The organism is Bifidobacterium commune (assembly GCF_900094885.1).
GTDB lineage: Bacteria > Actinomycetota > Actinomycetes > Actinomycetales > Bifidobacteriaceae > Bifidobacterium > Bifidobacterium commune.
Genome location: NZ_FMBL01000001.1, coordinates 177,542 through 190,609 on the forward strand (window position 1 = coordinate 177,542; position 13,068 = coordinate 190,609).

Here is a 13,068-nt window from a genome sequence, read left to right on the forward strand (position 1 = left end):
TCTCCTATGGCTGGATACATGAAAAAGGCTATGTCTTACTTGGGCATGACTGATGTCGTTGACGACGATGAGATCGACCTGCAGGACGATGAGGATGTGACTTCGTCCGATTTTGACTCGGAGAGCACGGTAACGCCGATAGTGCAGCATGAGTCCTCGTCATCTCAGCAGGCCAGTGCGGCCAGGTCGAGTTCGATAAAGCCGTTTCCTGCGGGACCGGTAAATCGCATCACCACACTTCACCCCAGGACGTATGAAGAGGCGAAGAAGGTCGGTCGCGCTATCCGAGACGGTGTCCCCGTGGTGCTCAACCTCACCGGAGTAGCCGAAGCGGTGGCATATCGCATCCTAGATTTTTCGGCCGGTGTGGTGTTCGGTGTCCATGGTTCGCTTGAACGAGTCACCCCCAGGGTCTTCCTTTTGAGCCCTGCTCAGGTCAACATCAAAGTGGACCAAGCGCCATCCAGTGGTTCGGAAGAAGAGCTGTTCTGAGGGTCGTATGCTAATCCTCGTTCTGTCCCTGCTTAAATGGCTTATCGGCGTCTATGAGACTGTGCTCCTGATCAGAGTGCTGCTCGATTGGTTCTTTGTGTTGGTGCCTCAATGGAGACCTGGACGCGTGATGAGATCCGTCGTTAATGTGTTCTACGTGCTGACTGAACCGCCATTGAGATGGCTTCGTCGTTTTATACCTGTTATCAGGGTTGGTACAGGTGGACTGGATGTCACTCCTATGGTGCTGTGGTTCGGCCTCGCGGTAGTCGCCGCAATCATCTGAGCTGAGGCCTATCGGGAGATGTTCAGGTATACTGTTTGGTGTAGCATTTGGTTAAGAGTTGAAAATAAGAGGCATTATGCCCAAAGTGAGGTGTAAAAGTTTATGGCACTGTTAACGCCGAAGGATATCAGGGAACATGCCTTCCAAACCGTACGTTTCAAAGAAGGGTACGACGTCGAAGAGGTCGATGATTTCCTCGATCAAGTAACCGAGACCGTAGAAGCTCTTGGCAAGCAGGCTGTAGCGAACGACAACGGCCAGTCAACGCAGTCGTTGGGTCCGGATGTCAGTAAGCTGAACTCCAAGATTTCCGATCTTACCTCGCAAGTGCAGTCATTGAGTCGCGAAAACCAGGCGTTGAAGGCTGCTAGCAAGAATACCGATGCCGACAAGACCTCGATGGTCGCCGCATCCAAGCTCGCTGAAGTCGAAGAAAGTAACAAAAGCCTCACTCAGCAGAACAAGCAACTCAAGGATCAGATCGACCGCCTGAATTCCCAGATCGACCAGCTCACCGCTCAGGCCGCTCAGGCCGTTGGCAAGAAGGACCTCAACAACCAGCTTGTTGCCGTTCAGCAGGAGCGCGATGAGTTCCGTTCTGGTAACGAGAAGCTTTCTCGTGAACTTGAACAGGCTAAGAAGCAGCTGGCTAGTGCGAGCTCCCAGACTCAGCAGATTCAGGATCTTTCTCGACAACTTCAGGAGTCCAAGCAGCGCGAAAATCAGCTGCGTGCACAGGTCTCTAAGATTGAGCCGAACACAGAAACCGGCAGCTTGCAGAAGATTGCGGGCGCTGCCGCCGGCGCTTCCAGTGAACCCGAGCGCGCAACTGCTATGCTTGCGCTTGCCATGCAGCTGCATGACCAGTATGTGGATAAGGGCAAAGCCAAGGCCAAGGAAATCACTGAAGCCAGCCAGGTGAAGTATCAGGAAATACTTACCAAGGCCAACGATTATTCGACTCGCACCCGTGGGGAAGCCGATGAGTACGCCAAGCAGACGCGTGGCAAGGCTGAGGAATACTTGAAGCACACCCGCATCGAAGCCGATGGGTATGCGCAGAAGACCCGGACGGCCGCTGACGACTATTCAACTCAGAAGCGCGCCACCGCTGATGCTTATGAGGCAGAGGTCCAGCGTCGTGCCGGCGAGTACGATCAGAAGACCCGCTCCGCAGCTGAGGTTTACGCCAAGCACGTGCGTGAGAACCTTGCGGAGGAATCCAAGGCAGCTGAGGCCAATATTCAGAGCCTCAAGCAGTTCGAGACCGAGTATCGTTCTCGTCTCACTGATTTCCTCAAGCAGCTGGTCTCTCAGGTCGGCGAAAGCGACTCGTACAATGCCGTGGAAGAGTCCAAAGACTGACTTGGTCACGGTATGAAGAGCATATCAACTAAACGGCTGCGCTTTCGTGTGGCCGTTTTTCTTGCCGTAGCGGTCATAGCCGTATTGCTTGACCGTCTGACCAAGTTATGGGCTTTGGCATCGTTGGACGGTGATGAGAACGTCGTCGTTGTTCCCAAACTCCTTAGCTTGACTTTGGTTCATAATCCGGGTGCGTCACTGGGGCTTGGATCTTCCGTGACGTGGCTGATCTCTTGCCTGGCATCTGTCGCATGCGTTGTGCTGGCATATCTGGGGCTGACTACAGGTTCGCTGTGGTGGGCATCGGGGCTGGCATTGGCGTTTGCTGGTGCGTTCGGCAATCTTACTGACCGTGTGGTATACGCGCGTGGATTCCTTAACGGTTCGGTGGTCGATTTTTTGAACTATGGTTGGTCAGTGGGTAATGTGGCTGATATTGAGTTGGTGCTCGCTGTGGTAATTATCGTGGTCTTGTTGTTTGTTGGTGTGCCGTTGCGTGCGAAGGAAACACTTGAGCAGGCATCCGCAACCGCCGCGGGCAGTGGAGTGGATGACCGATGAGTCGCCTCGTGCCCGCTCCAGATGCTTTGATCGGCAAAAGATTCGATGTAGCCGTATCAAAGATGTTGGGTGTTTCTCGTTCTAAAGCAGTTGACCTTATTGATACCGGTGAAGTCAGCATTCTTCAGCGCGCACTTTCGAAATCAGGCACCCTTTCCAAAGGTGATACAGTTCAATTCAACCTTCAAGGCAAGCAGCTCGAACCGGAACCTCTTGCTGTAGATATGGCTGTTGTCTATGAGGACGAGGACATTGTCGTCGTTGACAAGCCGGTTGGTGTGGCAGCGCATGCTTCGGTTGGATGGACTGGTCCCACTGTACTTGGTAGCCTTCAGGCGCGGGGGGTGCATATCACTTCTCTCGGTGCCCCGGGCAGGCAAGGTATCGTCAGCCGGCTTGATGTGGGCACGAGTGGTTTGATGCTGGTATGCAAATCCGATCTGGCCTACCGCGAGATGCGTCGTCAGTTCGCCGAGCACGAGGTGACAAAAATCTACCATGCGTTGGTACAGGGAAATCTTTCGCACGATAAGGCAACCATTGAGGCGCCAATCGGACGTGCCAAAGTTTCGGATTTCCGGTTTACGGTTACTCCTCTTGGCAAACCGGCAATTACCCACTGGGATGTGCTGGAACGGTTCAGTGAAGCCACGCTGGTAAGTGTCAACCTTGAGACGGGTCGTACGCACCAGATTCGTGTCCATTTTTCTTCAATCGGACATCCACTGGTGGGCGATTCGATGTATGGGGCCAATCCGGTGTTTGCTCAGAATCTTGAGTTGGGCCGGCAATGGCTGCATGCCATGAGGTTGGAGTTCAGGCACCCACGTACTCGTGTCTGGACAACGGTTGAATCGCATTACCCCGCTGATCTTCGGCATGTCCTTGACCGAGTGCGTGCTGATAGGTAATAATTTCTGATTGTTTTTGGTTTGTCCTGCTTGCGACGAAAAATCCCGTGGGTCCGCGTTGACCCTTACATGAGGTTCCATCCCGCTTCATCTCAAACGAAGCTGTTGAATGATTATGTGGCAGGAGCCGGTGCGGCTGACCGATTGCGAAATTACCGTTTCGTGAATGACTGAATATGCGATACATTTATATTTTGATTGGATAAACGTATCTGCTGGTAAGGAGACTGACCGATCGAACAGCTTTCTAGACGTGGAGAGAGAGGAGCATGATTTTTCGTTTATCGATGATGTGCGAGCCTGTCCGTTTCGAAATCGTATGCGGGACAAGCTCACAAACTATAAGAACAGTGTGATCCTAATTGATTAATCGATCGTTTTCCGTTGGGTGAGTTTAACTTGTTGCGGAAACACAGAAAAGGGATGAAATGGAATTTACGTTTCTTCAAAAACTGGCGGCTGAGTTTCTTGGTACGATGATACTGCTGATTCTCGGTAACGGATCTGTAGCCAACACAGACCTGAAGGGAACAAAGGGGCATGCATCCGGGTGGCTTAACATCGCCTTGGGATATGGTATGGGCGTTATGGTCCCTGTAATGATGTTTGGCGGTGTTTCCGGTTCTCACATCAATCCCGCGATGACATTGGCGCAGGCTTTCACCGGACTTTTCCCGTGGTCGCAAGTGCTTCCTTACATCGTGGCGCAGCTGCTCGGCGCCTTCGTGGGACAGCTCATCGTCTTCATCATCTATATGCCACACTTTGAAGCGGAAACTAATCCCGACTTGATTTTCGGCTGTTTCAGTACATCCGACGCTACCGGCAACAAGATCAATTATTTCCTTACCGAGCTTTTGGCAACCGCTGTTCTTGTGTTCGCATCAGTGGCATGCCTGAAACTGCCTTGGGGGCAGGAGAATCCTGCTGTCGCTGCCATTATCCTTGGTCTGATCATCACCGCTATGGTAACTTCTATGGGTGGTCCCACCGGTTGTGCCTTGAACCCCGCACGTGACCTCATGCCGCGAGTCCTGCATCAGATTCTTCCCATTGCCAATAAGGGGACGTCGCGTTGGGAAGAAGCCTGGATTCCTGTGGTGGCTCCAATTGTTGGTGCGATCATTGGTCTCGGCTTGTTCAAGATCTGCTTCATGTAATCCGGCACTTTGCAGGAGTTCTTTGGCATCAGCAGAACAGCTGGCGACGATAACTAGTTCAAGAATATCTGAAATGAGAACAAGGCTCACTTTACCGCTTTATGGTGAAGGTGAGCCTTTCTGTGTTTCTGAGACCATCACCGCTGTGGCATGTTTTTCCCGACTGCTTATAGTCGCCTTGCTTCGCTATCGTTGAGGGCATGGCTCAGTCGGGAAATTTTGTTCACTTGCATAACCATACACATTATTCGTTGCTTGATGGCGCATCAAAGATTCCCGATTTGATTTCGCGCGCCAAGGAACTTGAAATGCCCGCCATAGCTATCACCGATCATGGCAACATGCACGGTGCTTACGAAATGTGGAGCAATGCCGTCAGTGCCGGTATCAAGCCGATTATTGGCATCGAGGCGTATGTCACGCCTGAGACGGCCAGGGGTGATAAGTCGCGTGTTCGCTGGGGAACCGAGGCTCAGCGCAGCGATGACGTTTCCGGTGGTGGTTTCATCACCCACATGACGATGTGGGCGGAAAACGACGAGGGGCTGGTCAATCTGATGAAGGCCTCGTCGGTGGCCAATCTTGAGGGTCGTGTCGGCAAATGGCCCCGTATGGATTATGACGTTCTGGAAACGTATCACAAAGGGATCATAGCGACTTCCGGGTGCCCCTCGGGCATCATCCAGACGCGTCTGCGCTTGGGGCAATACGATGAGGCCTTGCGTGCCGCACATCAGCTGCAAGACATATTCGGCCGCGACAATTTCTACATCGAACTGATGGATCACAATCTCGAGATTGAAAAGCGAATCGTGGGTGATTTACTTAAGATTGCCAAAGATTTGAACGCTCCCATCATCGCCACGAACGATTCGCATTACGTTCATGAAGCGGACCGCGGCTCACAGGATGCGATGCTGTGCATTAACTCGGGTTCGCAACTGGATGACCCGAACCGTTTCAAGTTCGACGGTTCCGGCTATTACATCAAATCGGCTCAGGAGATGCGCGAACTATTCAAGGAATTCCCCGAAGCCTGTGACAATACACTTGAAGTGGCCGAGCGTTGCAATGTCATGTTCGACGACCATGAGGATGGCGCATTCATGCCGGTCTTCGACTGCCCCGAGGGTTGGGATGAGACTTCCCTCTTCCTGCACGATGTGCAAAAGGGGCTTGAGAATCGTTATGACGGAAACATACCGGACGATGTGCGCAAGCAAGCGGATTACGAGTGCGGTGTGATTTGTCAGATGCAGTTCTGCGGTTACTTCCTCGTGGTTTCCGACTACATTAACTGGGCCAAGACCCATGGTGTCATGGTGGGTCCTGGTCGTGGCTCCGCCGCAGGTTCGATGGTCGCGTATGCGATGGGCATCACCGAGCTTGATCCGCTCAAGCACGGCCTGATTTTCGAACGCTTCCTGAACCCCGAGCGTGTGTCCCTGCCTGATATCGATATTGATTTCGATCCTGAGGGCCGGCAGAATGTTCTCGATTACGTGGCTGACAAATATGGGCATGACAAGGTGGCGCAGTGCGTCATCTACGGTACCATCAAGACGAAGCAGGCTCTGAAGGATTCCGCGCGAATCATGGGCTACGAATATTCCGTCGGGGAAAGAATCACCAAAGCGTTGCCGCCTAGCAAGAATGGCAAGGACGCAAGCCTCGTAGAGATATTCGACACGAATTCCAAGCATTATGCTGAAGCGCGCGAATTCCGCGAGCTCTATGATGCCGATCGGGATGCGAAGCGCATCACTGACCAGGCCAAGGGTATCGAGGGCCTGATTCGACAGACCGGCGTGCACGCCTGCGCCACAATCATGTCGGCTACTCCGATCACGGACACCTCGCCGTTGCTGGAACGCACCGATGGAACGGTGACCACGACTTTCGAGTATCATACGTGCGAAACCATGGGGCTGGTAAAGAACGACTTCCTCGGCCTGTCCAACTTGACGGTTATTCGCGATACGTTGAAGAACATCGAGCTCAACGGCAAAGAACCGATTGACTACACCAAGATTCCGCTGGACGACAAGGCCACATACGAGCTGCTGGCACGAGGGGACACACTTGGAGTTTTCCAGCTCGATAGTGATGGCATGCGGGCGCTGCTTAAAAGCCTTAAGCCCGATAACTTCAACGATATATCCGCGCTCATCGCGCTCTATCGACCGGGCCCGATGGATATGGATTCGCACAACAACTATGCCAAACGCAAGAACGGCCTGCAGCCGATTACGCCCATCAACGACGAGGTGGCCGAAGTGCTTGCACCGGTGCTCGACGAGACCTATGGTCTGATCGTTTATCAGGAGCAGGTGCAGTCCGCCGCTCGGATTTTGGCGGGATATTCCTTGGGGCGAGCCGATGTTCTGCGACGTGCAATGGGTAAGAAGAAGCCCGAGGTGTTGGCCAAGGAACAGATACCGTTCTTCGAAGGTATGAAAGAGCATGGGTACTCGCGCAAGGCGGCACAGGATGTCTGGGATATTCTCGTTCCGTTCTCAGGATATGCGTTCAACAAGGCGCATTCGGCGGCGTATGGCTTAATTTCCTACTGGACCGCCTATTTCAAAGCTCATTATCCGGTCGAATTCATGGCCGCCTTGCTGCAGAACGAACGTACCAACAAAAACAAGACCGCGCTTTATCTTGGTGAGGCCCGACGTATGGGCATCCAGGTGTTGCCGCCGGATGTCAACGAGTCACGGTTGGAATATGCCCCTGTCGGGGACATCATCCGTTTCGGTCTCGGCGCCATCCGCAATGTGGGTGACAAGGCCGTGCAGGACATTATCGCCGAACGCGAGAGCAAGCGCGGCAAATACGTCAATTTCATTGATTTTATTCGCCGTGTGCCGTTCAGTGCCATGAATCGACGGTTAGTGGAATCGCTGATCAAAGCAGGTGCCTTCGATTCCATCGACCCCAACCGTCGTGCGATCTATCAGATCCACGAACCGGCTATCGATTCGATGGTTGGTCTGAAACGAAAGCAGGCTGAAGGACAGTTCGATCTGTTCAGTGATCTGGATTCCGATGGCGGCGGCGAAGGCTCCGAAGCTGATTCGATGGGCGACGCTCAGGTCAGTGTCCCAGATATCGAGGAATGGGACAAGAAGACGAAGCTCAACTTTGAGCGTGAGATGCTTGGTCTCTACGTTTCGGACCATCCGCTTTCGGGTATGGCTTCCGTTCTCAACAGCCTGCGTGACATGTCCATCGCCCAGCTGATCAACAGCGCACCGAAAATGGATGACCGACAGCAGGTCACGATAGCGGGGCTGATCACTTCCGTTGACCGCCGTGTTTCCAAAAAAGGCAATCCTTGGGCCTTGGTAACCATCGAGGACATGGAAAGTTCCATCCAGTGCATGTTCTTCGGCAAGGCATATACTGCGTCCGCGGAATCGATGGCCGTAGATGAGGTGGTGCAGGTTCGAGGGCAGATCGATCTGCGTGACGAGACGGTGAGCATGAGGGCCAATGAAATGATCGTCCCCAACCTCGTGTCTGAAGATGAACGTCCATTGGTGCTGACTTTGCCGCAGACCGCTCTGAATCGTTCTCATGTCATGAAGCTGGGTCAGGTACTTGTTCATCATCCCGGCACCTGTGAGGTCAAGTTGGCCATTATCGATGGCAATGGCAGTGCGCAGGTATTGACGTTCGGCGACCGATTCCGTATCAAGCGTGAGACCTCATTGTTTGCGGAAATTAAAATCCTGTTCGGTCCAAAGTGTCTGCCGGCTTCCTAAGGGTCTACCGCACGCCTATTTGTTGGTGCGCGTGAAGGTTCTGGTTGCAAAGCCGTTACAGTTTCCATTGGGAACTGTAGCTTTGTGCCATACGCAAGTGATGTACGAGGTTGTTTGAGGGTCACGAAATCTGCAGGTAATGACCGGCTGGCACTCGTAATGCGTGAAGGTCTCAGCATATGAATCGTGTTTGTTGATATATAGGATGTGCCGGATACGATAAATCAGTATGAACGGTACTGTTATGCGAATGATTGACCTGCGCGGAAAGCGCCTCACCCGTGCGCAAATGCTGGAAGCCATGCCCAGAGCCGAAATGGGCACTGACGAAGCCAGCGATGCTGTGCGTCCCATCCTCGAAGACGTCAAGGCTCGCGGTGCTGCAGCATTGCGCGATTTTGAGGAGAAATTCGATCACATTCGTCCAGTTCATTTGCGTGTGCCGGTTGAGGCGATGTATAGCGCTCTTGAAGAGTTGGACCCGGAGATTCGTGCAGCCATCGAGGAGTCGGTGCGTCGTATTCGTAAGGTGTGCATTTCGCAGGTGCCGGAGAACTTCTATACCGATTTGGCCAAAGGTGCCAGGGTTTCGCAACGCTGGATTCCGGTCGAGCGCGTTGGTCTTTACGTTCCGGGCGGTAAGGCTGTTTATCCGACCTCCGTCATTATGAACACCGTTCCGGCTCAGGTAGCGGGTGTCTCCTCGCTGGCCATCGCCACACCTCCGAGTGCCGATAACGATGGTTTACCCAACAAGACCATCCTCGCCACATGCGCCGTTCTTGGCGTTGACGAGGTCTATGCGGTTGGTGGAGCCCAGGCCATTGCCATGTTTGCCTATGGTGCGAACGGTTCCGAACCGCAAGATGGCAAGGTGTTGTGCGAACCGGTCGACAAGATTACCGGTCCGGGCAATATTTTCGTGGCTACAGCCAAGAGCATGGTCTCCGGCATCGTCGGGATCGATGCGGTTGCGGGGCCTACGGAAATCGCTATATTGGCCGATAAGACAGCCAACCCCGACTGGGTGGCAGCCGATCTGATCGGTCAGGCCGAGCATGACGAGCTTGCCGGTTCGGTGTTGATTACCGACAGTGAAGAGTTGGCTCGCAATGTGCAGAAAAGCCTTGATTGCCGGGTGCCGAGGACGATGTCTCATGAACGAGTGAGCACATCCTTGGCCGGTCGTCAATCAGGCATCATTCTCACTGACGATCTTGAGCAGTCCGTCGATGCAGCCAATGCGTATGCCGCTGAACACCTCGAGATTCAGGTCGAAAACCCGGACGAGGTCGTGCCGCAAATCAAGAATGCCGGTGCAATCTTCTGTGGGCAGTACTCCCCGGTGCCCCTTGGTGATTACATGTCCGGCTCCAACCACGTGCTTCCCACCGGCGGTACCGCTCGCTTTGCCTCTGGTCTGGGTGTGCACACCTTTATGAAGCCGGTAGAGGTCATTGAATACGACGAGCAGGGATTGAAGGCGATTGCTTCCAAGATCAACACGTTCGCTGTTTCCGAAAGTCTGCCGGCGCACGGTGAATCGGTGCTCAGTCGTTTCGTTGACGATCCATACGATAAGGCCACGCTTAAGGACCAGGAGCGCCAGGCAGGGCTGCGATAATAGTGCGTTTTGAAAACGGGGCATTCGTTGTTAGTAGTGTCCCGAAGCCAAGCGTACGAGAACAAAGGAAGATGATGAGCGAATTGATTCCCAGCAGTCTGCCGCTGCGTAATGACCTCGTGGGTGAGGAACCGTACGGTGCTCCTCAACTTGATGTGCCGGTATGCCTGAACGTCAACGAGAATCCCTACGAGCCCACGCTTTCCGTGGTTGATGAGATTACTCGGGATGTGCGCAGCATCGTCCCGACCCTCAACCGTTATCCGGATCGTGAGCACATCGCGTTGCGTGAGGCTTTCTGCAAGTACTTGGAACGTGAATCCGGGGTGACGCTGGAAGTTGAGCAGGTATGGGGAGCCAATGGTTCCAACGAGATTATGCTTCAGCTTTTCCAGGCGTTTGGTGGTCCGGGACGTAAGGCATTAGGGGCCGCCCCGACCTACTCCATGTATCCGGAGTATGCGCGTGACACGTTCACTGGTTGGGCTACTGTCCAGCGCAACTCCGATTTCTCGCTTGACCTTGAAGGATTGCTGACTGCAATGGAGCGCGAACGACCGTCGATCGTACTGTTGACCAGTCCAAACAACCCTACAGGGACCATACTGCCGATGGATCAGCTTGAGAAGGTGCTTCAGGCATCGCAGCATATCGGGGTTGAAGGAGCCGGGCCTCACGTGCATCCGGTGGTCGTCGTGGATGAGGCATATATCGAGTTCCGCAACCTTGGCACGCCTACGGCGCTGGATCTGCTAGGGTCATATTCCAACCTAGCCGTGAGTCGGACTATGAGTAAGGCGTTCGCGTTCGCTGGTGCCCGTGTGGGATACGTTGCTGCGGATCGAGGCATCATTGACTGTCTGCGCATTGTACGTATGCCTTACCATCTTTCCGCCATCACCCAGGCCACCGCGCTCGCAGCGTTCAAACACACCGATGAACAGCTCGGCCAGGTGAATCACTTGCGTGAGGTTCGTGAGGAGACCGCTGAGTGGCTCAGGTTGCAAACCTGGCACGGCAAGCCGTTGCAGGTTGCAGCTTCTCAGTCCAATTTCCTCTTGTTCGGAGGTTCTTTCGAAGATCGCGATCGTATCTTCGAAGAACTGCTCAAGCGTGGTGTACTCATTCGTGTAGTCGGTCCTGAGGGTTGGATGCGTGTGTGTATGGGCAAAGATGAAGAGATGGCTCGTTTCCGCAAGACGTTGGCTGAAGTATTGGCTAAACTGGAAGAAGAGTAGCAATCGTTGTGATTTCGTGTACGCGCAAGAAAGTCGTGCACGGAATTTCCTGCTTTCTCAGTTCGGCGAAGTCGGATGCCTTGGTGATCAGGGCGTTGGGATCCTGATGGTTTCTCGCCGGCGTTGAGTGTCCACGTGGGTTTTGACGGCATCGCAGACCGTACTGGTCGTGCATCGTGGTGGGTGATTGCTAACGTAGGGCTGTGAACCAGCAATAAGGAGAAGTGGTATGACACGGACGGCTACGATAGTGCGTGAAACCAGCGAATCGAAGGTTGAACTGAGCCTGAATCTTGATGGTACGGGCAAAACCGACATCGAGACGACAGTGCCTTTCTATAACCATATGATGACCGCGCTGGGTAAGCATTCGTTGATTGACTTGAAAATTCGCGCCAGGGGTGACACGGATGTTGACGTGCACCATACTGTCGAAGACACGGCCATCGTCTTTGGCGAGGCACTCAAGCAGGCGCTGGGCGACAAGCGCGGCATCCGCAGGTTCGGTGATGCCACCGTGCCGTTGGATGAGGCGCTCGCGCGTGCAGTGGTTGATATTTCTGGCCGTCCGTATGCGGTGTGTACCGGTGAACCGGCAGGTTTTGAATATGCCATGATCGGTGGGCACTTCACTGGTTCGTTGGTGCGTCATGTCATGGAATCCATCGCTTTTCACGGTGGTCTGTGTCTGCATATGCAGGTGCTTGCGGGCCGCGATCCGCATCATATCGCTGAAGCCGAGTTCAAGGCACTGGCTCGGGCGCTACGTGTCGCCATCGAACCGGATCCGCGTATTGCTGGCATCATTCCCAGCACAAAAGGGGCGCTGTGATGGGCGAATATCGCGATGACGGTCAGGATTCGGACAAATTTGACGATGCCGAGAACAACGAGAACGACAACCTGTTCAGTGATGATGAGCTTGATGCGGCGCTTGCCGGTTTCGAAAAAGAATTTACCGATGATGCTGAGGACCCTTCTGCACAGTCCGATCGCAGTGTTACCGACGAACTCGACAGAATGGACTTTGACGAAGAGCTCGCTGGGCTCATCGGCAACAAAGCTAAGGTTGCAGTACTTATCACTCGGTTGATTTCTGCGGATTTGCTTGCGGCATTTTGTCAGATTTCCGACATTTCGGCTGACTGTGTAGCCGACAAGAACGGTGCTGTTGCGATTCTGCGCAATCTTGACGGGGATGCACCCGAATCCGCGGCAAAGGACCTGACGAATGTGGTCAGTGGAATGCCGGCCGTGTTGTCCGTTAATCGAGCGGACAAGTTGGTCTCTACACTGTATATGGCAGGGGAGCCCGGTCAGAAGTTCGCACCCCCCGTGCTGTTTGCGACAACGCCGGAATGCGTTGAAGATCTGATGCTCGGTATCACCAATGTGGCCGCGCTTCGGTCACAGGGAACACATGTGGTGTCAACGGCCGATTTCGACCGAGAGAAAGCCATTCGGGTTATTGCCGATTACACGCACCCGCGTGGCCGCGGCAAATCGAGTATCGGTTAGGCTGATCTTATTCGCCGCTATGCACTGCCGTCACGCTGGAATGTCGGCATTGTCGGAGGCGTTGGACCACGGTCGGTGCCATGGCTTGTCTTACGATAATCGGTGTGGCGGTTTTACCGGTGCATAGAGTAAGGAAAGTCGGC

Annotated in this window: 11 protein-coding genes; all 11 read left to right on the forward strand. The window is 53.8% G+C overall.

The window, feature by feature from the left end; all coding sequences use genetic code 11:
* Positions 1-6 precede the first annotated feature (6 nt).
* The 11 genes from GA0061077_RS00635 to GA0061077_RS00685 all read left to right on the forward strand — a co-directional run bounded on the left by GA0061077_RS00635 (position 7) and on the right by GA0061077_RS00685 (position 12,925).
* Positions 7-492, forward strand: coding sequence for a cell division protein SepF (locus GA0061077_RS00635; protein WP_091847013.1), 486 nt, complete (start codon positions 7-9; stop codon positions 490-492).
* A 7-nt stretch (positions 493-499) separates the two neighbouring features.
* Positions 500-778: a YggT family protein gene (locus GA0061077_RS00640; protein WP_091847014.1), complete on the forward strand. Its 279-nt coding sequence runs from the start codon at positions 500-502 to the stop codon at positions 776-778.
* A gap of 102 nt (positions 779-880) precedes the next feature.
* The gene (locus tag GA0061077_RS00645) at positions 881-2,143 is read left to right on the forward strand and encodes a DivIVA domain-containing protein (protein ID WP_091847015.1); all 1,263 of its coding nucleotides are present in this window, start codon (positions 881-883) and stop codon (positions 2,141-2,143) included.
* Positions 2,144-2,155: 12 nt separating this feature from the next.
* The gene (locus GA0061077_RS00650; RefSeq protein WP_091847016.1) at positions 2,156-2,704 is read left to right on the forward strand and encodes a signal peptidase II; all 549 of its coding nucleotides are present in this window, start codon (positions 2,156-2,158) and stop codon (positions 2,702-2,704) included.
* Positions 2,701-3,615: an RluA family pseudouridine synthase gene (locus GA0061077_RS00655; protein ID WP_091847017.1), complete on the forward strand. Its 915-nt coding sequence runs from the start codon at positions 2,701-2,703 to the stop codon at positions 3,613-3,615. The genes GA0061077_RS00650 and GA0061077_RS00655 overlap by 4 nt, the downstream gene beginning before the upstream one ends.
* Before the next feature lie 428 nt (positions 3,616-4,043).
* Entirely contained in the window at positions 4,044-4,775 is a 732-nt protein-coding gene (locus GA0061077_RS00660; RefSeq protein WP_091847018.1) for an MIP/aquaporin family protein, read from the forward strand.
* 200 nt (positions 4,776-4,975) lie between these two features.
* Positions 4,976-8,545, forward strand: a complete 3,570-nt coding sequence (gene dnaE, locus GA0061077_RS00665; protein ID WP_091847019.1) for a DNA polymerase III subunit alpha — start codon at positions 4,976-4,978, stop codon at positions 8,543-8,545.
* A gap of 244 nt (positions 8,546-8,789) precedes the next feature.
* Complete coding sequence (hisD, locus tag GA0061077_RS00670; protein ID WP_091847020.1) at positions 8,790-10,169, forward strand: histidinol dehydrogenase; 1,380 nt, start codon at positions 8,790-8,792, stop codon at positions 10,167-10,169.
* A gap of 71 nt (positions 10,170-10,240) precedes the next feature.
* A complete protein-coding gene (locus GA0061077_RS00675) occupies positions 10,241-11,407 on the forward strand; it encodes a histidinol-phosphate transaminase (protein ID WP_375773980.1) in 1,167 nt (388 codons plus the stop codon).
* A 229-nt stretch (positions 11,408-11,636) separates the two neighbouring features.
* Positions 11,637-12,239 (forward strand): imidazoleglycerol-phosphate dehydratase HisB, encoded by a 603-nt coding sequence (gene hisB / locus GA0061077_RS00680; RefSeq protein ID WP_091847022.1) that lies wholly within the window; start codon positions 11,637-11,639, stop codon positions 12,237-12,239.
* A complete protein-coding gene (locus tag GA0061077_RS00685) occupies positions 12,239-12,925 on the forward strand; it encodes a hypothetical protein (RefSeq protein WP_091847023.1) in 687 nt (228 codons plus the stop codon). Before hisB ends, GA0061077_RS00685 begins: the two co-directional genes overlap by 1 nt.
* Positions 12,926-13,068: the final 143 nt, after the last annotated feature.